Below are 19,128 nucleotides of genomic sequence, written 5' to 3' on the forward strand. Positions count from 1 at the left end.
AATGCTTAGTTTTGAGGTCGTTTACTTAATACCTGATCCACTAAACCATATTCTTTTGCTTGCTGCGCAGTCATGAAATTATCACGATCTGTATCTTTGGCAACAGTTTCGTAATCCTGACCACTATGTTCAGCCATTAAACGGTTTAAACGTTCTTTGATAAATAGAATCTCACGTGCGTGGATTTCAATATCCGATGCCTGACCACGGAAACCACCTAGTGGTTGGTGAATCATCACACGAGCATTTTCCAGGCAATAACGTTTACCCTGCGCACCTGCATTCAATAAGAACGCACCCATTGATGCAGCCTGCCCCATACAATATGTCACCACATCAGGCTTAATAAATTGCATGGTATCGTAAATTGCCATACCTGCAGTAACAGAACCGCCTGGTGAATTGATATATAAATGGATATCTTTATCTGGGTTTTCAGCTTCTAAAAACAACATTTGTGCAACAATAAGATTTGCCATGTTGTCTTCAACTTCACCCGTTAAAAAAATCACACGTTCACGTAAAAGACGCGAAAAAATATCGAAAGAACGCTCACCACGTGAAGATTGTTCTACGACTACTGGCACTAAAGCGCTTTCAATTGATGGAACATACATACGTTATTTATTCCTGAATTTTTGTTACGTCACTCATGTTCACAATATGAGGGATAATTGCTGAAAATGCAAAATATTCCCAACTAAATATCCGATATTTTTTGCATAAGTATTGTGAACAGATTAACTAAGCCAATGTTTAAACTCATAAAAAAAGGCGCCAAAGCGCCTTTTTCAACATCAAACAACTTAGCCTTGTTGGCGTGCTTGTTGCTCTTTTAACAAATCTTGATAGCTTACAGCTTCGTCAGTCACTTTAGCGCTAGCCAAGATGTGGTCAACCACTTGATCTTCTAACACAACGCCTTCAATTTGAGCACGTTGTTGCTTGTCAGTTTTGAAATATTCAATCACTTCAGCTGGATCTTCATAAGAAGAAGCCATATCTTCAATATAAGCATCAACACGTGCTTGATCTACTTCAAGTTTAGCATCAGCCAATACTTTACTCACAAGTACGCCAAGCTTCACTGATTTCTCAGCTTGCTCTTTGAACAACTCATCTGGAAGCATGCTGCTGTCAAATGCTTTTGCACCTTGAGCACCAAACTGTTGAGTAAATTGTTGAATCATTTGTTGACGTTGACGGTCAATTTCTTGAGCCAACATAGACTCAGGAACTTCAACTTCGTTTGCAGCAACAAGTGCATCAAAAGTTGCACCTTTCACTTGGTTACGCAAACCATTTTTCACTTCACGTTCCATGTTCTTGCGAACGTCAGCTTTTAATTTTTCAACGCCTTCTTCTTCAGTTAAACCAAAGATTTTTAGGAATTCAGCATCAATTTCAGGAAGTTTTTGCTTTTCAACAAGTTTAACTGTGATTTTGAATTGCGCAGCTTTACCAGCCAAGTTTTCAGCTTGATAGTCTTCAGGGAAAGTAACATCAATTATTTTCTCTTCGCCTTTCTTCATACCAACGATACCGTCTTCGAAGCCAGGGATCATACGACCAGAACCTAAAACAAGTTTAAAGTCTTCAGCAGCACCGCCTTCAAACTTTTCACCGTCTACAGTACCTTCAAAGTCGAAAGTCACTTGCATGTCTTTCTTCGCCATGCCTTTAGTTTCAGTCCACTCAGCACGTTGCTTTTGAAGGTTTTCAAGCATTACGTCAACATCTTTGTCTGTAACTTCAGACGATTTACGAGATACTTCTAGACCATCAAATTTAACTTCAACTTCAGGATAAACCTCAACGGTTGCTTGATAAACTAAAGCATCATCTTTGTTTTCAACTTTGTCGATGTTTGGCATACCAACAGCATTGATTTTTTCTTGTTGAATTGCTTCAAATACGGTGTCACGAATAATATCGTTGACAACTTCTTGATAAATACCCGCGCCATATTCACGACGTACAACATTTACAGGCACTTTACCTTGACGGAAGCCGTTAATCTTCACAGTTTTAGCAGTGCGTTTCAAGCGAGCTTCAAACTGCTCGTTAATACGGCTCGTCGGTACAGATACATTTAAACGACGGGCAACGCCCGAAACCGCTTCAGAAGTTACTTGCATGGCTTCCTCGATAGAATTTAATAATTACAGTTTTTCAAAAAGTGCCACATTATATGACAACATTTGAATATATACAAAACACCTGTGTAAATCATTTTATTTCAATGATTGTTTTTATCTTTATGCTGACTTTTTAAACATACCCTTTTTTCTTAGATGATAAAAATCGAACTCTTTTTTTTAAAGATTTACTGAAATGTAATGTTGTATTCATATTTGCTTCAATTTTTTTACATTTTGAAATACCCATACAACATGATTAAATTTATTTAATTCATATAATTAGTTTAAAATTAGTGATAAAACTCATTTATTTTTACTTACAAACTGTTTGAATTTATCGACAAATACAATAACAAACAGATGCATAAAAAAATAAGAATCATTATTATTCGCATACAAATTTACACTACTCTTTGTGAGTTAAAGTATGGCATTTATCAAATCACGCAAAAAGATTGTTAGCACAGCAATCGCTTCATCACTTTCAGTTATTGCAACGTCAGCTATCGCTCAGGACGAAATCGCAAAACTACCAACAATTAAAGCACAAGCAACTGCAGAACAAAGTTTAAAAGTAGATCAGTCGGCTAATACAAAATTTGTTGCCCCGCTTCTTGATACACCTAAGTCGGTATCAGTTATTTCAAAAAAACTTATTGAAGATACGCAAGTCACAACACTTGCCGATGCGCTTCGCACAGTTCCAGGTATTACTTTGGGGGCGGGTGAAGGCGGTAATCCAAATGGTGATCGTCCATTTATCCGTGGATATAACTCTGAAAGTTCAATGTATGTAGATGGGGTTCGTAATTCAACCTCACAAAACCGTGAAATGTTTGCTGTAGAGCAAGTTGAAGTAATCAAAGGTTCAGCCTCTGCTATGGGCGGTGCTGGAACTTCTGGTGGTAGCATTAATATGATTTCTAAAGTCGCTAAAAAAGGTGACTTTCTAGAAGGTTCAGTTGCAGGTGGTACAGACAATTATCAACGTATCACCCTAGATGGTAATAAAGATTTTGGTAATGGTATTGCTGCACGTGTTGCTGTGATGGGACATCACAACGAAAAAGCTGGGCAAGATGATGGTGCTGAATATAAACGTGCTGGTATTGCACCAAGTATTACTTTTGGTTTAGACACGCCAACTCGCGCAACTTTAAGTTATTATTATTTAAAATCAGACGATACACCTGATTCAGGTGTACCATATAATTATGATGTTTCTAAGAAAGCGACTGTTGGTAAGCCTGTCGATGTTAAACAAGGCATTTATTATGGTTGGTTAGATCGCGATTTCCAAAAACAAGAAAATCAAAGTGGTACATTAAAGTTAGAACATGATCTTACAGAAAATCTTACACTAAGCAACACTGCGGTTTATAGTAAATCAAAAAACAATTACTTATGGACTCAACCAGATGACAGCCAAGGCAACATTGTCAATGGTAAAGTTTGGCGTCGTGTGAACACCAATCTTACAAGCACCGACAGTTTTACTGATCAATTGGCTTTAACAGGTAAACTAAATACAGGTGCTTTCAAACATAAGTTTAATATCGGTGCAGAATACTCAAAACAAGATTCTGATCGTGGAACGAATATAGTTACAGACCCGAATACATCAAAAATTGGCGGTAGTTCAAGTAATAACAATGCAAATAACGCATGTTCGCTGACAAACTCTAATGGTTGGTGTACTGATTTAAACAATCCTAACTCTCATGATGCATGGCTAGGGAAAGTAACTGCTAATCCAAATGTAACCAATATTACCTCTAAAACACAATCAGTCTATGCTTTAGATAATATTGAAATTACGCCTCAATGGTTACTCGATTTGGGTGTTCGCTGGGATAAATTCGAAACTGACATGAAATATAATCAAGATTCAGGTTCAGGCGCGACAGCAATTAAAGCTGGCACACATTATACCTCTGATAACGACTTCTTTAACTACCAATTAGGCGTAACTTTTAAGCCTGCTGAAAATGGTTCCATTTATTTAAGCTATGCAACTTCAGCAAACCCTGTCGGTGTGGATGCTGGTGATGGTTCTGAAGGAATTAGTGTTCCAGGACGTAACACCACTGATGAACAATCTCGTGCAATTAATAACTTAAAGCCAGAAGAAGTTAAAACCTATGAAATTGGAACAAAATGGGATCTGTTTGGTGATAAGTTAAATTTAACAGCAGCTATTTTCCGTACTGAGAAAGAAAATACACGTGCATTAGACACTGATGGTTTCACACGTAATATTGGTGAAACTCGTGTAGATGGTATTGAATTAGGTGCGAATGGTAATATTACCAATAAATGGGCAATCAGTGCAGGTTATACCTATCTAGATAGTGAAATCGTAGATGCTGGTTTTACAAAAAATACTGATGGAACTTATTCTCCAAGTTCAACCAATGGAAATCAAGTTCAAAACGTAGCGAAGAACTCAGCCACTCTATGGACAACCTATCAAGTGCTTCCACAATTGAATTTAGGTGTTGGGGCAATAGCGATGGATAAAGTTTACGGCGATGCTGCCAATACTAAATTTGTTCCAGGCTATGTTCGCTATGATGCAATGGCACGTTATAACGTTAACAAAAATGTTGATCTACAATTAAATCTAAACAACCTTTCAGATAAACGTTATTTCACCAAAGCCTATGCATCACACTATGCAACAGAGGCTGAAGGTCGTAATGCAGTATTGTCGATCAACTTTAAATATTAATAGTTAATACTTTAAATATTAATAGTTAATACTTTAAAAATTAAATTGAAATGGCTCCTTTTCATAGGGGCCATTTTTTTACCTATAATTTAACTCGTCGTGTCTTTTTATTAAAGATAAATCTCATTGTTATTAATCCTTACTAAAAAATTATCCTATAATTTCCAATAGTTATTTTTTACCAATCATTAAAAATACACTATATTTCAGCAATATGATCAAATTCAATCAATCATATCCTCTATAGCTTTCTTTAATTATATTGAATGAATTAAACAGTTTTTCCGTATGAATAATTATTTATACACATTGTTAATGAAAATAATTATCATTAGAATTCGCAATATTAATTACATACCTTAACAATTTCTCCATTATTGCGACATAAAAGTCTTTGCGCAGTACTGGATAAGTTCAATATGATCTGCGATGGATGCAAAAATGGCTCGAAAGTATTCTGTAAAAAACAAAAAAGTGAAAACAGTTGCATTGGCAATTGCTTTACCCAATTTAGCGTTTGCTGCTGCTGAGGAAACTCCTCCTACCCAACTCCCAACAATTCAGGCACGTGCAGAGCAAAATGCATCCTATTTAGCACCTAAAACTTCCTCGACCAAACGTACAGAAACGGTTTTAGATACAGCTAAGACAGTACAAGTGATCACTGAAAAAGCACTTAAAGATCAAGGTTTACTTTCATTGCAGCAGGCATTAGCAACGACCCCAGGTATAAGTTTCGGTGCGGGTGAAGGTGGTGGTGGTTATGGAGATAAAATCAATCTGCGCGGATACGACGCAACCTACAACACCACGGTTGATGGTTTACGAGACGCAGCCTTAACCAACCGTTCAGATTTATTCAACTATGAAGCTGTTGAAGTCATCAAAGGCGCAAACTCTGTTGAAAACGGCGTAGGTCAAATTAGTGGTGGTGTCAATTTAGTTTCAAAAACGCCTAAAAACCGTGATAGCAATGAAATCACATTGGGATTCGGTTCAGACAATTATAAACGCTTTACTGGTGATTTTAATAAAGTTGTAGATGAAGATTTAGCATTCCGCCTAAACGTTATGGGGCATCAAAACACTTATGCTGGTCGTGATGAAGAAATGAAGCGCTGGGGAATTGCCCCTTCGGTTACATTTGGCATAAGTGATACGACCAAAGCAACGTTATCTTACCTTTATCAAAAAGATGAAAATGCCCCACAATACGGCGTGCCTTACTATAATGGCAAATCAGTCAAGGGGATTTCAGATAAAAACAGCTATGGTTATCGCAATCTAGATCAACAAAATATTGAAAATCAAGTTGTCACATTCAAAGTAGAAAGCGAAATCAGCCCTAACGCAAAACTCAACTCAATCACCCGTTATAGTGATATTGAACAAAAAGCGACTGTATCTGCACCACAGGGAACCTTCTGCTTAGCAGATGGTACATCACCAACAGCGATCACAAATACAAATCAAACAGGTTATAAGAATTGTAGTGTGACTTCTGGTTCAACGACCATTACAGTACCAAATGGTTCTTATTATATTTCTGGTCCCCGTGGCTATTATCGAGATACCCACAATAAACAATTTGCCAATGACACCAATATCAATATGCAATTTAAAACAGGAATCATTGATCATGCTGTTGTCGCTGGTGTAGGTTTTAGTCGTGAAGACTATTCAATTACAACAGCTGGGTATTTATATAATTCAAATGGTTCATCTGCTGGTAGTTCCATTACAACGCCGCTTTACATGAATGTATATAATCCAGATAACTTTTGGCATGGTCCAACAAACTTCCGTAAAACAGGTGTAGCTGAAGGCTATTTAAGTGTTTATTCCGCGTATGTGTTTGACACTTTAAAGTTCGGTGAACAATGGTTACTCAACCTTGGTGTACGTAATGACTATACTGATGGTCAATATCGTTCAGACACTGTTTCTACAACTACAGAAGCCGTAACTCGTGGTCAAAACTACAAACAGTCTGATAATTTAATTTCCTATAATGCTGGCTTAACGTTTAAGCCAACGCCTGCAACCAGTCTGTATTTGTCTTATGCCAATGCTCAAAAGCCTGTACAAAACACTGCAAGTGGTGGATGTTCTCAAACCATTACCAATAATGCAATCACAGCAAACTCTTGTAGTACTGATCCTGAAAATGCTGTTGCCTATGAAGTTGGTGCGAAGTGGCAAGCAAATCCTAACTTCTTAATTTCTGCCGCAATATTCCGCAATGAACAGGATAAAGTCCGTGTAACCAACGATATACCGGGACAACCTGATGCAAAATTAGATGGTAAAAACTATGTGCAGGGTGTTGAGTTTGGTTTAGCTGGTGAAATAACACCTAAATGGAATATCACGGCAAGTGCAGCCTATATGGAGGGCGAATATGATCAAACTAAAGTCAATGGTTCACCCAATATTGATTTCCAAAAAGGTGATAAGTTAGTCAATGTTCCGAAAGTTTCAGGTAGCTTATGGACCACTTATCAACTTAATGATCAATGGCAAGCTGGATACGGTTTAACCTATCAAGGTGAAATGTATTTAAGCACACGTTCAGCGACTAATAATCTAGTACAACAGGTCAAATCTGATGATTATTTGATTCATAATGCTTCTGTAACATACAACTATAACAAAGATTTAAGTTTCCAATTATTGGGGCAAAACTTAAGTGATGAAAAGTACTATACCCATATTCGTAACAACGGTTGGGCGATGCCTGGTGAAGGTCGTAAGGGTGTATTTAACATTAACTATAAATTCTAAGAAGTAGACAAACTATGTTAAAATTCAGCGTCTGATTGATCAGGCGCTGTTTCATTTTTTGGGAAGAAAATTATGATTTTACACATTCCAAATTTGCTGAATATGGATGAGCTGAATCATTGTCGCCAAACACTTTCTCAAGCTGAGTGGATAGATGGTAAAGTAACCACAGGTTATCAATCCGCACATTTAAAAAATAATTTACAACTTTCACAAGATTCCCAAGAAGCCTTAGAGTTAGGTCAAATCATTCAACATGCTGCTAATTCAAATCCACTTTTTTTTAGTGCTGCTCTTCCAAAAACATTTTTACCACCACTATTTAATTGTTACCAACATGGTGGCAACTTTGGCATGCATGTTGACAATGCTATCCGTCGACACCCTCAACTTAATCAATACTTAAGAACAGATATTTCATGTACTGTTTTTCTGACAAATCTTGATGAATATGAAGGTGGAGAACTGATAATCGAGGATACTTTTGGAACACAAGAGGTAAAACTTCCTGCAGGCGATGCAATTGTCTACCCTGCCACGAGTTTACATCGCGTCAACCCTGTCACTAAGGGTGCTCGTATTGCTTCTTTCTTTTGGGCACAAAGCTTTGTTTCCTCAGATGCTCAACGGCGAATTTTGTTCGATCTTGATCAGAATATTCAGAAATTAACCATAGAACTTTCTGCTACACATGAGCAAGTAATTAGTTTAACTGGGATTTATCACAATTTATTACGTGAATGGAGTGATTTATAAGTTTTAGCCAACAAGTCATTATTGTGATGAAAATGTTTTGCATAAATTTGGACAGTCAATAAATGAGTAAAAACATCCTCCCCCCTCTCACACAAATTCCTCCCCATTTACAGACTATTGCGGATTATGAAAAGCAGGCTGAACAGCATTTAGCTGAAAATACTTGGCACTACCTTCAAGGTGGGGCGATGGATGAACAAAGTGTCAGAGACAACTTAGAACAATTTAAAAAAATTCAACTCATCCCCAGATTACTGAATGACCTCACCCAAGGTTCAACGCAATGTGAAATTTTAGGCGAAGTATTCCCTCATCCAATCTTTCTTGCACCCATCGGACATCAGCAATTGTTTCATCCAGATGGTGAGGCAGCAACAGCCCTAGCTGCTGAGGTTCTCGGAAGTAATATGCTACTCAGCACATTTACCAACACCGATATGCGCTTGATCAAGAAAGAAAATCCATTTAAATGGTTTCAACTGTATTGGCAAGGTGATCGTGAAAAATCGTTGGCTTTGGTGCGTTTAGCAGAACAACAAAACTTTAAAGCGATTGTGATCACTGTGGACTCACCACATACAGGTATTCGTGATCGTGAACGTCGTGTGAATTTTCAATTGCCCGAAGGAATGCAACATCCACACACACCTACACATATTCCTCTGCCCGAAATCTCAACAGATCAACATCCAGTTTTTCAGGGCTTAATGCAAATTGCACCGACATGGGCGGATATTGAGTTTATGATTGCTCAAACTTCTTTACCTGTGATTTTAAAAGGGGTTGTACATCCGCTTGATGCCCAAAAAGCTGTCGAAACTGGAGTAAAAGGACTGATCGTCTCCAATCATGGTGGACGTGTACTTAATAGTGCCATTTCACCACTCAAAGCACTTGAACAAATTCGTAAGGTCGTACCGAATGACTTCCCCCTACTTTTGGATGGGGGTATTCGTCGTGGTACCGATGTTTTTAAAGCGTTGGCTTTAGGTGCAAATGCGGTGCTGATCGGACGACCTGCAATCTATGGATTGTCTGTTGCAGGTGCTTTAGGGGTTGCACATGTGCTTAAAATTTTAAAGGAAGAATTTGAAATTACCATGGCATTAATGGGAACAGCTCGCATAAATGAAATCAATCAAGAATATATTTTTCAAGATTAAGCCATTCAAAGGAAATTTTTCTCTCAACTGATATTTTTTATGCAAATTAAGGAAATTATTTCCAAGACAACTGTTTTAGAATTAATCTCAAGTTAAACCATTTGCAAGTCTTCAGTGTTTAAATTTATATCGTGATATCCACGTATAATTTTTTGAAATTTACAAGTATTTTCACCATAAAAATACTTGTAAATTGAACAGATAGACACAATCTATATCGGTAGTAAGTTGCCTTTACCCAAGAAGCGAGCAACGACAACTACACAAGGAGTTCCCTCATGATGTTGGCTGATCCAAGTAAAAAATACCGTCGCATGTACCAGCGTGTAGACTTGCCTGACCGTCAGTGGCCAAACAACGAAATCAATAAAGCGCCTATTTGGATGAGTACCGACCTCCGTGATGGTAACCAAGCAATTTTTGAACCGATGAACATTGAACAGAAATTCAAAATGTTCCAAATGTTGGTCAAAATTGGCTTTAAACATATTGAAATTGGTTTTCCTTCAGCATCTCAGATTGATTTTGATTTCACACGCAAATTGATTGAGGAAGGTCATATTCCAGATGACGTCTATATCGAAGTTTTAGTACAAGCTCGTGATCACTTGATTGCACGTACCTTTGAATCATTGCAAGGCGCTAAACGTGCTATTGTTCATATCTATAACTCAAACTCGCCGACCTTCCGTAAGAAAGTGTTGAATGTCGATGTGAATGGTGCCAAACAATTGGCAATCAATGCTGCAACCAAAGTTAAAGAATATGCTGCAAAACAGCCTGAAACCGAATTCATTTTTCAATACAGCCCAGAATGCTTTACTGCGACTGAATTAGAAGTCGCAAAAGATGTCTGTGATGCCGTAACCGAAATTTGGGAAGCAGCTCCGGACAATAAAGTTATTTTAAACTTGCCTGCGACCGTAGAAGTGTCTGGCCCACATGTCTATGCAGATCAAATTGAATGGATGCATCGTAATTTAGCCCGTCGTGATGGAGTGATCATTTCTGTACACTGCCACAATGACCGTGGATGTGGTATTGCTGCATCTGAATTGGCGATCATGGCAGGTGCTGATCGGGTCGAGGGTTGTGTATTTGGAAACGGCGAACGTACAGGTAATGTTGACGTTGCTGCAATTGCCTTGAATATGTATACCCAAGGTGTGGCTTGCGAATTAGATTTTTCTAATATTAATGAAATTATCGCTACTATTGAAGAATGTACAGGTTTACCAGTCCATCCACGACATCCATATGCAGGCGATTTAGTCTTTACTGCATTCTCTGGCTCACACCAAGATGCAATTAAAAAAGGCTTTGAGTTCCAAAAAGACGAAGAAATTTGGGATATGCCTTATTTACCGATCGACCCTAAAGACTTAGGTCGTGATTATGATGCGGTTATCCGAGTCAACTCACAGTCGGGCAAAGGTGGTATTGCATACTTATTAGAATCAAACTACAACGTTGTATTACCACGTCGCTTGCAAATTGAATTCTCGCAAATTGTTCAGCAAGTTGCCGATGAAGAAGGTGTCGAAGTTTCAGCGCAGCAAATCTGGACTTTGTTTAAAGACACTTATGTTTCTGCAAAAGATGCTCATTATTCAGCCAAAAACTACAGACTTTCAGACGAAAATGGCAATCAGGTCATTGAGCTTGAAGTAGTCGTGAATGGAGAAAGTCAGCGTTTACGTGGTGAAGGCAATGGTCCAATTTCAGCGATTTTAAATGCACTTCAATTACCAATTGATGTCTTGAACTATGAAGAACGTAGTATCAGCTCTGGTGCACATGCCAAAGCCTTGGCATTAATTGAACTTCAAGTTCAAGGCACAGGTAAGTCAGCATTTGGTGCTGGTGTACATGACAACATTGTGACCTCATCTATTGAGGCAATAATTGCAGCGACCAATCGTTTAATTGATCAAGGGGTACTCAGCACAGATCAAGTGATCGCAGCTGCTGTATAAGCTATATCAATTAAATGACTTTAGAAGGGATACCCCTGAGTGGTATCCTTTCTTTTATCTATTGATATTGATTGATATTACACATCATGACGCAGGGATAAGTTAAAAGTGCTTTGACCATTCATTTCATCTAAATGCGATTTGGATCAACTCAATACCGATCAGCAACTATTCACAAAATATGTTTTTTGATATTGTCATTAATTGTGCAATAAAATCTGAGCAAAATTAAAGTATTGGCTGAATGATCATCATTTAAGGCATTAAAACCTAGTGGTTAAACCTAGACTAAAGTCATGTGCAGTTGAAAAATGACTTTCGTATCATTCGTTTATTCGCAATAATGATGATGTCGTTGTGAGTAACATCAATTTATTCTGCTACCTAAAATTTTAAGGTGAATATTTCCAGTGTCTTTTCCAGCTGATTCAGTGGGGCTTGTGACTCCACAAAAGTTTGAATTCGAAGAACCGTTAGAACTTGAATGTGGTCGAGTGTTGCCACGCTATGAAATCATGGTGGAAACGTATGGTGAGTTGAATGCTGACAAATCAAATGCCATTCTCATTTGTCATGCACTTTCAGGACATCATCATGCTGCGGGTTACCATCATGACGACGATAAAAAAGCTGGCTGGTGGGATGCATGTATTGGACCTGGAAAAGCCATTGATACCTCAAAATTCTTTGTGGTCGCCTTAAATAATATTGGTGGTTGTAGTGGTTCAACAGGACCAACATCGCCTAACCCTGAAAATGAAAATCGCCCATATGGTCCTGACTTTCCTTTAGTGACTGTGCGTGACTGGGTAAAAACTCAAGCACTTCTCTCTGATCGTTTAGGAATCCAAGTTTGGTATTCAATTATTGGTGGCTCATTGGGTGGCATGCAAGCTTTACAATGGTCTGTTGATTATCCTGACCGTTTACAGAAATGCGTCATTATTGCCAGTGCACCTAAACTTTCAGCACAAAATATTGCCTTTAACGAAGTCGCTCGTCAGTCCATTTTGTCTGATCCTGATTTTCACAATGGTCGTTATCTGGAATTAGATAGTTACCCAAAGCGTGGCTTAATTTTGGCGCGTATGGTTGGACACATTACCTATCTTTCAGAAGAAGCCATGAAACAGAAATTTGGTCGTGATTTAAAATCTGGCAAATTTATGTATGGTTTTGATGTTGAGTTCCAAGTCGAAAGCTATTTACGTTATCAAGGTGAACAATTCAGTCGTAACTTTGATGCAAATACTTATTTGATCATGACCAAAGCCTTGGATTATTTTGATCCTTCACGTGAGTACCAACAATCTTTAACCAAAGCTTTGTCCAATACCAAATGTCGCTTTTTAGTGGTGTCATTTACCACGGATTGGCGTTTTAGCCCAGAACGCTCTCAAGAAATCGTCAATGCCTTGATTACCAATCAAAAACCAGTGAGCTACTTAGATATTGATGCTGAACAGGGGCATGATTCTTTTCTGTTCCCAATCCCATTGTACGTCAAATCCTTACGTGCATTTTTAGGTGGTACTGAACACCTCAATTCAACACCTAAGGAGGCTTTGTAATGCGTATTGACCAACAATTGGCTGAAAAATGGATCAATCCTGGTGCAAGTGTGCTCGATTTAGGTTGTGGTGATGGTGAATTATTGTCACAAATGAGCAAAAAACAGCAAATTCATGCTTATGGATTAGAAATTGATCAAGAAAAGATTGCAATTGCGGTCAGCAAGGGGTTAAATATTATACAACAAGACTTAAACCTCGGTTTGGGACGCTTTGCTGACCAGTCTTTTGACTACGTCGTAATGGCACAAGCTTTGCAAGCTGTAGATGCACCTGATGTGCTTCTGCGCGATATGGTGCGTGTGGGGAAACAAGCAATTATTACGTTTCCTAATTTTGCGTATTGGAAGACACGTTCATTCCTTGCGCTGAAAGGAAAGATGCCTGTTTCTGATGCCTTACCGTATATGTGGTACAATACACCTAATATCCACTTATGCACTTTTCGCGATTTTGAAGCCTTATGTGCTGAAAATCAGATTCAAATTATTGATCGACTCGCTGTAAATGGGAACCAACAAGGGAGCTTTTTAAGTAAAGCTGTCCCAAATTTGTTCGGCGAAGTCGCTATTTATCGAGTGAGCGCTCTATGAAGAAATTATTATTAGGCAGTAAATTATTTTTTGGGCTGCTCAGTATTCAAGCCCATGCGGACTATGTACCGCAGCAGCAACAATCTGTTTCAGCGATGGCAGCTCAGTATGCACATATGAATGTTTCAGATTTACAAAAAGCAGCCAAAGCTGGACAACCAGCAGCACAATTTTATTTAGCAACACATTTCCAAGCCGGTACTGGTGGTGTATCTAAAGATCTTAAACAAGCATTTACATGGTTTAAAGCGGCAGCTGACCAAGGTATTTCTGCGGCTCAGTTAAATGTAGGTCGTATGTATGCTGACGGTTTAGGTGTTGCTAAAAATGAAACATCTGCACGCCAATACTTTGAAAAGGCAGCAAGCCACGGTGACAACCGTGCGAGCTTTAACCTTGCAGTCATGGAAGAACAAAAGAAAAACTACATGGGTGCGTACCAATGGTATGAACTTTCTACACGTGATGGCATGTTAGACAATAAAGTGATCAATATGTCTCAAAGTAAGAAAACGGCTTTGGCTGCGAACTTAACTCAAGATCAAATTCGTACAGCAACACAACGTGCAGATCAATGGATTCAAGCTCAATAAGCTTGAAAATATTTTAAAGCACCTTCGGGTGCTTTTTTTATGCAACAACGAGTAGTTACAAATGACACATATGCTTCAACTTTTTCATAACACACGAATTTTAATTATTCCTCAAAATGAGGCTACAACGTATTCATTGCACAATATCAATGACCTGTTGAGTTTGGCATTTGCTGAAAATATAGCGCTGATTGCATTGCCTGTAACATCTTTAGAAAAGTGCTTTTTTCAATTGGAAAATAGAATTGCAGGCGAATTCATACAAAAATTTGTCAATTATAAAATTCGTTTAGCCTTTGTAGGAAATATTGAAAAATATACCCATAACAGTAAGGCACTCACAGATTTTGTTTATGAATCAAATCATGGAAAGGCATGCTGGTTTATAGAAAACTATGCTGAATTGGAACATAAGCTCAAACAAGAATTAAAAAACTAGTTTAAGTGGATAACACTTCGTGCATAACAAGGCTCATTTCAATCAGCACTGATTGTCAGACTTTTAAATATTTCAATAGGAGTTCAACATAATGCAAGAAACGCTCGCTCAATTAATCCAATTTGAATGCCAATTACATCATTCTGAGCGACGAAACCATAAAATATTGGATCAGCGCTTGCACCCAGAGTTCAAAGAAATCACCAAATCAGGTCGGATCATGAAAAAAAGCCAAATGCTTGAAGCACTTTTAAATGATCTAAACACGGATATGATTCATGCACAAGACTTTGAACTACAGCAACTCTCTGCTCATAGTGCTTTGTTGACTTACCTCAGCTATCAAGTCGATACCAATACTCAAGTAAAATATAATTCAGCTTTACGTGCTTCGATCTGGGTAATGAATGATCAGCAAGTATGGCAAATGATTTTTCATCAAGGTACGCTTTTGCATTTGTCCGCTGAGTCAGATTCTTCTATACATGGAAAAATATGAATAAGAAAAAATATTATGCTTCTCATCGTCAAATGCTTCCACTGGCAATTTTTACTGGTATTTTTGCCTGCCCATTTTGGTACGCTACCCTACTCCTCATTATTGAACTGTTTGAATTTAAGAATGGTGTTAAAAGTCTTTATTTAATTTTTGTCATTGCATTATTGGCAAGTTTTTCATATTTCTTGAGTCGAAAAGCAGTTTTACTATTTAAAAATCAATCCCCTATTCTGGTTTTGACTCAGGATAAAGTCCGAACCATCGAATTCAAAGGCAGAAGTGTCATTAAGAAAGAAATTTTGTTGCGTGATATTGCTCAAATAGAACTCAAAAAAACATTCTTGGATCGTCATTATTATTTACGCTTGATCATGAAAGACCAAAGTATCCAAAAACTCAATCTGAGCTCAGGGCTGATGCGTAATGATGACATCGTTGAGCTTAAGCAAGCGCTAGACTATTACATCCCTCCTCGCGCAAAACAGCGCTAATCATCAAATTTAGCCACATTTTAATTCACAGATTCAGTTAAAATAGCATCATTTTAACTTTCTGAGTTTGGATCATGTCATCTAAAGATTGGTTATCCCAAGGAACTCTGGTACTTGCCAGTAATAATAAAGGCAAAATTGCTGAGTTTGAAAAACTGTTTGCTGAATTGGCTTTACCTGTTGACGTGATTCCTCAAGGTCAGTTGAATATCGAAGATGCGATTGAAGATGGCTTAAGCTTTATTGAAAATGCAATTATCAAAGCGCGTCATGCAAGCCGTATTTCAGGCAAACCTGCAATTGCAGATGATTCTGGGATTTGTGTTCCTGTATTAGGTGGTGCGCCAGGAATTTACTCAGCACGTTATGCAGGTGAACACGGCGATGATGCAGCAAATAATGCAAAACTACTCGAAAACCTCAAGCCGTTGCGTAAAGAGAATCAGGTGATCGAAGGCATGTTTGTTTGCGTATTAGCATTAGTTGAGCATGCGGATGATCCTTTGCCACAGATTTTCCAAGGTATTTGGCAAGGTGAGGTGCTAGAACAAGCCCGTGGTGAAAATGGTTTTGGTTATGATCCACTGTTCTGGTTACCAGAGTTGGGGATTTCTAGTGCAGAAATGAGCAAACAAGACAAAAATAAAATAAGTCATCGTGGTCAAGCGATGCAATTATTTAAAGCCAGTTTGAAATAAAAATTACCTTTGAAAATTCCTCCCCTACTTTAAAATGAGGGAGGAATAAAATTTATAGACGCACAAAGAAATCATGAGGCTTTTCAAAGCCTTACAAATTAACAAAAATAAAGAATTAGAATGATAAAAAATGAATAAACACACCATATAAAACACATACCACACAACTGACTATTGTTCCTGAAGCAATATACTTTGCTGAAATACCCGTTCCTTGATAATGCGTTTCTAAAGCCACAATATTGGCGGCTGGAGGTAAACAAAATAGTAAGAACATCACACCGATATAGTCATGAATTTGTGGAACTGGTAAAAAGAAATACGCCAAGCTACATAAGATCATCCCACAAGACAGTTTCAGTATTGCCAGTCGAGTACTGATCAATAAGTCGTCCACATGCACTTTGGTTTTTCTTAACCACATCCCCAATACACACATCCCCGTAAAGCTCATACTCCACTTAGAGGCGTTATATATCCAATCCACCCATTGCTGGGTTTGAAAGTGTTGCACATCAAAACAACGTAAAAGTCCTGCAATAATTAAAGCAATCACGGGCGGTGATTGAAGCACTTTTTTAAACAGTAATACTTTAGATTGAGGCGCTGAGCTTACAGAGGTCACAGCCCATGAGTTACCAAAAATCGAAACACCGATATAAAGCGGAATCATGACCATACTATGCTCAGCACCAAAAATTGCTAAAGCGATTGGAAAGCCTAACCATGCCATATTGGTATAACTAAAACATAGCGATGCCAAACGATCTTTCGAGCGTTTTAAGTAAACAAAAAAAAGGATAAAGCACGAGAAAAAGGCAAATAGAATTAAAGCAATACTGCCCGATTTATAAAAAACCATATTGTAGATGATGACAATCGGGATAAAGACACGTGCCAGCAATAAAGACATCATCGTCTTTAAATTCATTGAAAATTTGCTATTCGCCAGTATTAACCCACAAATAAATGACAGAACTGGAAATAACAAAGACACAATATACCCCTTATTCTCAAATCATGATCATACTAGCACTTTCCAAAATCGATAGTGTTTAACATCGCAAAATATTTCAAAAATATTTTCTGTCTTTAAATTGAAATATTAATGTCACTTTTCTGTCACGGATAACTGTTGTTATAGCTCTAAATAAAATAGGAGTTAAAACTATGGCTGGATTATCGATTTGGCATGTACTTATTTTTGCAATCGTGGTGATTTTACTATTTGGTACATCGAAACTGAAAAATTTAGGTAAAGACGTTGGCGGTGCAGTAAAAGATTTTAAGAAATCAATCAAAGATGAAGAAGCGACCCAAGCTTCAATCACTGAAACTCGTACATTAGAGCATCAAACGACCAATACTGATGTGAACTCTACTGTAAAACACTAATCGGTGAGGCGTAGATCATGTTAGATGTTGGATTTTCAGAACTGTTAGTTTTCGGGATCATTGCGCTTTTGGTATTGGGACCCGATAAGCTTCCTGAAGCTGCTCGTTTTGCTGCCAAATGGTACAGTAAATTTAAACGGGCGATCACAAGTGTCCAAAATGATATCGATCGTGAGTTACGTCTTTCTGAGTTTAGAGAGCAAATGCAGCAAGAGATGCAGAAGATTCAAGAACTTGAACAAAAAATGCAAGCTCAGATGCAAGAGCTACAACAACAAAAAATTGCGATAGAACAAGAAACCCATGCTGAACAGCTAGGTCAAAAAAATCTTTTAGCAACATACCATTACTATAAACTAGATACTCAGGTTCCTTCTATTTATATGTTAAATCATGGATTAAATCAGCAAAGTTGCATGATGCCAGCTCCACAAATTGTTCCCATCGAGATGGTCACAACACCACAACTTAAGGTAGCCGTATGACGGATTCACTCGCGCCTCAGGTACAAGACAGCGCATCGACAGAACGTCCCCCTTTAGATGCAATGCCGATTACACAACATCTCATGGTGTTGCGTAAGCATCTATTTAAAATTGTGGGTGCATTGATTCTGATCTTTTTTTGTTTATTGCCTTTTGCCAATAAAACTTATATTGCTCTATCAGAACCATTAAGAAAGCAATTGCCTGCAACATCAACCATGATTGCAACGGATGTCACTGCAACATTTATGGCACCATTTAAGTTGAATTTTTTTATTGCACTGATGCTCGCTATGCCCTTTATTATTTATCAACTTTGGGCATTTATTAAACCAGCACTGTACGAAAAAGAAAAGAATCTAGCATTTCCACTCTTATTTGGCAGCATTATTCTGTTTTATTCGGGTATCGCATTTGCTTATTTCGTTGCTTTACCCTCAATTTTACACTTTTTCATCAGCGTCTCTCCTGAAACAGTTGCACCGATGACGGATATTAATAGCTATCTAAGTTTCTGCTTAAAGCTGTTCTTGGTCTTTGGTCTAACCTTTGAAATTCCAATTATTACTTTAGTTTTGATTCTTATTGGCTTCGTAACCACGAAGACATTGGCTGAAAAACGTCGTTTTATTGTCGTTGGCTGCTTCTTTGTCTCGATGTTTATTACTCCACCAGACGCAATATCAATGATTATGTTAGCCATTCCAATGTGGATGTTATTTGAGCTCGGCTTGTTACTCGGTAAAATGATCGAAAAGCGCAAAACTGCAGATGTCTAAATCATAAAAATAAGAAAATATTCAACACTCAAAT

General features: G+C 37.9%; 18 protein-coding genes. 15 read left to right on the forward strand and 3 right to left on the reverse strand.

Features of this window, described 5'->3' with window-relative positions; all coding sequences use genetic code 11:
- Nucleotides 1–5: 5 nt before the first annotated feature.
- Nucleotides 6–617 carry an ATP-dependent Clp endopeptidase proteolytic subunit ClpP gene (gene clpP / locus AC1Z3T_RS16115; protein WP_005033741.1) on the reverse strand — a complete coding sequence of 204 codons (612 nt, stop codon included), beginning with the start codon at nucleotides 615–617 and terminating at the stop codon, nucleotides 6–8.
- Nucleotides 618–806: 189 nt separating this feature from the next.
- Nucleotides 807–2,138, reverse strand: coding sequence for a trigger factor (gene tig / locus AC1Z3T_RS16120; protein WP_100885925.1), 1,332 nt, complete (start codon nucleotides 2,136–2,138; stop codon nucleotides 807–809).
- A gap of 430 nt (nucleotides 2,139–2,568) precedes the next feature.
- Between tig and AC1Z3T_RS16125 the strand changes: the two genes are divergently transcribed.
- The 12 genes from AC1Z3T_RS16125 (at nucleotide 2,569) to rdgB (ending at nucleotide 16,435) form a co-directional block, all read left to right on the forward strand.
- The gene (locus AC1Z3T_RS16125; protein ID WP_100885926.1) at nucleotides 2,569–4,872 is read left to right on the forward strand and encodes a TonB-dependent receptor; all 2,304 of its coding nucleotides are present in this window, start codon (nucleotides 2,569–2,571) and stop codon (nucleotides 4,870–4,872) included.
- A 441-nt stretch (nucleotides 4,873–5,313) separates the two neighbouring features.
- On the forward strand, nucleotides 5,314–7,656 hold the full coding sequence (locus AC1Z3T_RS16130; RefSeq protein WP_171266138.1) for a TonB-dependent receptor: 2,343 nt from the start codon (nucleotides 5,314–5,316) through the stop codon (nucleotides 7,654–7,656).
- 72 nt (nucleotides 7,657–7,728) lie between these two features.
- Nucleotides 7,729–8,412 (forward strand): Fe2+-dependent dioxygenase, encoded by a 684-nt coding sequence (locus AC1Z3T_RS16135; RefSeq protein WP_042087471.1) that lies wholly within the window; start codon nucleotides 7,729–7,731, stop codon nucleotides 8,410–8,412.
- Between the two features lie 62 nt (nucleotides 8,413–8,474).
- Nucleotides 8,475–9,575, forward strand: coding sequence for an alpha-hydroxy acid oxidase (locus tag AC1Z3T_RS16140; RefSeq protein ID WP_100885928.1), 1,101 nt, complete (start codon nucleotides 8,475–8,477; stop codon nucleotides 9,573–9,575).
- Nucleotides 9,576–9,853: 278 nt separating this feature from the next.
- A complete protein-coding gene (gene leuA, locus AC1Z3T_RS16145; protein ID WP_100885929.1) occupies nucleotides 9,854–11,551 on the forward strand; it encodes a 2-isopropylmalate synthase in 1,698 nt (565 codons plus the stop codon).
- Between the two features lie 410 nt (nucleotides 11,552–11,961).
- Complete coding sequence (gene metX / locus AC1Z3T_RS16150; protein ID WP_009586392.1) at nucleotides 11,962–13,122, forward strand: homoserine O-succinyltransferase MetX; 1,161 nt, start codon at nucleotides 11,962–11,964, stop codon at nucleotides 13,120–13,122.
- Nucleotides 13,122–13,715, forward strand: coding sequence for a methionine biosynthesis protein MetW (metW, locus tag AC1Z3T_RS16155; RefSeq protein WP_004830182.1), 594 nt, complete (start codon nucleotides 13,122–13,124; stop codon nucleotides 13,713–13,715). Before metX ends, metW begins: the two co-directional genes overlap by 1 nt.
- On the forward strand, nucleotides 13,712–14,308 hold the full coding sequence (locus tag AC1Z3T_RS16160; RefSeq protein WP_483396780.1) for a tetratricopeptide repeat protein: 597 nt from the start codon (nucleotides 13,712–13,714) through the stop codon (nucleotides 14,306–14,308). The genes metW and AC1Z3T_RS16160 overlap by 4 nt, the downstream gene beginning before the upstream one ends.
- 70 nt (nucleotides 14,309–14,378) lie before the next feature.
- Entirely contained in the window at nucleotides 14,379–14,747 is a 369-nt protein-coding gene (locus tag AC1Z3T_RS16165) for a DUF4180 domain-containing protein (RefSeq protein ID WP_228153623.1), read from the forward strand.
- Nucleotides 14,748–14,838: 91 nt separating this feature from the next.
- Nucleotides 14,839–15,246, forward strand: coding sequence for a nuclear transport factor 2 family protein (locus AC1Z3T_RS16170; protein WP_100885931.1), 408 nt, complete (start codon nucleotides 14,839–14,841; stop codon nucleotides 15,244–15,246).
- Nucleotides 15,243–15,737, forward strand: coding sequence for a hypothetical protein (locus tag AC1Z3T_RS16175; RefSeq protein WP_100885932.1), 495 nt, complete (start codon nucleotides 15,243–15,245; stop codon nucleotides 15,735–15,737). The genes AC1Z3T_RS16170 and AC1Z3T_RS16175 overlap by 4 nt, the downstream gene beginning before the upstream one ends.
- A 74-nt stretch (nucleotides 15,738–15,811) precedes the next feature.
- A complete protein-coding gene (gene rdgB, locus AC1Z3T_RS16180; RefSeq protein ID WP_004830189.1) occupies nucleotides 15,812–16,435 on the forward strand; it encodes an RdgB/HAM1 family non-canonical purine NTP pyrophosphatase in 624 nt (207 codons plus the stop codon).
- Nucleotides 16,436–16,550: 115 nt separating this feature from the next.
- On the opposite strand, the gene AC1Z3T_RS16185 is transcribed toward rdgB, so the two are convergent.
- A complete protein-coding gene (locus tag AC1Z3T_RS16185) occupies nucleotides 16,551–17,432 on the reverse strand; it encodes an AEC family transporter (RefSeq protein ID WP_100885933.1) in 882 nt (293 codons plus the stop codon).
- A gap of 173 nt (nucleotides 17,433–17,605) precedes the next feature.
- Between AC1Z3T_RS16185 and tatA the strand changes: the two genes are divergently transcribed.
- The 3 genes from tatA to tatC are packed head-to-tail and all read left to right on the forward strand — an operon-like array spanning nucleotide 17,606 to nucleotide 19,094.
- On the forward strand, nucleotides 17,606–17,830 hold the full coding sequence (gene tatA / locus AC1Z3T_RS16190; protein WP_004830191.1) for a Sec-independent protein translocase subunit TatA: 225 nt from the start codon (nucleotides 17,606–17,608) through the stop codon (nucleotides 17,828–17,830).
- A 17-nt stretch (nucleotides 17,831–17,847) separates the two neighbouring features.
- Nucleotides 17,848–18,315 carry a Sec-independent protein translocase protein TatB gene (gene tatB, locus AC1Z3T_RS16195; RefSeq protein ID WP_042087483.1) on the forward strand — a complete coding sequence of 156 codons (468 nt, stop codon included), beginning with the start codon at nucleotides 17,848–17,850 and terminating at the stop codon, nucleotides 18,313–18,315.
- Nucleotides 18,312–19,094 (forward strand): twin-arginine translocase subunit TatC, encoded by a 783-nt coding sequence (gene tatC, locus AC1Z3T_RS16200; RefSeq protein WP_004830193.1) that lies wholly within the window; start codon nucleotides 18,312–18,314, stop codon nucleotides 19,092–19,094. Before tatB ends, tatC begins: the two co-directional genes overlap by 4 nt.
- Nucleotides 19,095–19,128: the final 34 nt, after the last annotated feature.

Source organism: Acinetobacter sp. B-6, from assembly GCF_056930735.1.

Excerpts from the sequence above, each read along its gene's own strand:
- clpP (WP_005033741.1), bottom strand. The coding sequence starts at position 617 with ATGTATGTTCCATCAATTGAAAGCGCTTTAGTGCCAGTAGTCGTAGAA.
- tig (WP_100885925.1), bottom strand. The coding sequence starts at position 2,138 with ATGCAAGTAACTTCTGAAGCGGTTTCGGGCGTTGCCCGTCGTTTAAAT.
- AC1Z3T_RS16125 (WP_100885926.1), top strand. The coding sequence starts at position 2,569 with ATGGCATTTATCAAATCACGCAAAAAGATTGTTAGCACAGCAATCGCT.
- AC1Z3T_RS16130 (WP_171266138.1), top strand. The coding sequence starts at position 5,314 with ATGGCTCGAAAGTATTCTGTAAAAAACAAAAAAGTGAAAACAGTTGCA.
- AC1Z3T_RS16135 (WP_042087471.1), top strand. The coding sequence starts at position 7,729 with ATGATTTTACACATTCCAAATTTGCTGAATATGGATGAGCTGAATCAT.
- AC1Z3T_RS16140 (WP_100885928.1), top strand. The coding sequence starts at position 8,475 with ATGAGTAAAAACATCCTCCCCCCTCTCACACAAATTCCTCCCCATTTA.
- leuA (WP_100885929.1), top strand. The coding sequence starts at position 9,854 with ATGATGTTGGCTGATCCAAGTAAAAAATACCGTCGCATGTACCAGCGT.
- metW (WP_004830182.1), top strand. The coding sequence starts at position 13,122 with ATGCGTATTGACCAACAATTGGCTGAAAAATGGATCAATCCTGGTGCA.
- AC1Z3T_RS16160 (WP_483396780.1), top strand. The coding sequence starts at position 13,712 with ATGAAGAAATTATTATTAGGCAGTAAATTATTTTTTGGGCTGCTCAGT.
- AC1Z3T_RS16165 (WP_228153623.1), top strand. The coding sequence starts at position 14,379 with ATGCTTCAACTTTTTCATAACACACGAATTTTAATTATTCCTCAAAAT.
- AC1Z3T_RS16170 (WP_100885931.1), top strand. The coding sequence starts at position 14,839 with ATGCAAGAAACGCTCGCTCAATTAATCCAATTTGAATGCCAATTACAT.
- AC1Z3T_RS16175 (WP_100885932.1), top strand. The coding sequence starts at position 15,243 with ATGAATAAGAAAAAATATTATGCTTCTCATCGTCAAATGCTTCCACTG.
- rdgB (WP_004830189.1), top strand. The coding sequence starts at position 15,812 with ATGTCATCTAAAGATTGGTTATCCCAAGGAACTCTGGTACTTGCCAGT.
- tatA (WP_004830191.1), top strand. The coding sequence starts at position 17,606 with ATGGCTGGATTATCGATTTGGCATGTACTTATTTTTGCAATCGTGGTG.
- tatB (WP_042087483.1), top strand. The coding sequence starts at position 17,848 with ATGTTAGATGTTGGATTTTCAGAACTGTTAGTTTTCGGGATCATTGCG.
- tatC (WP_004830193.1), top strand. The coding sequence starts at position 18,312 with ATGACGGATTCACTCGCGCCTCAGGTACAAGACAGCGCATCGACAGAA.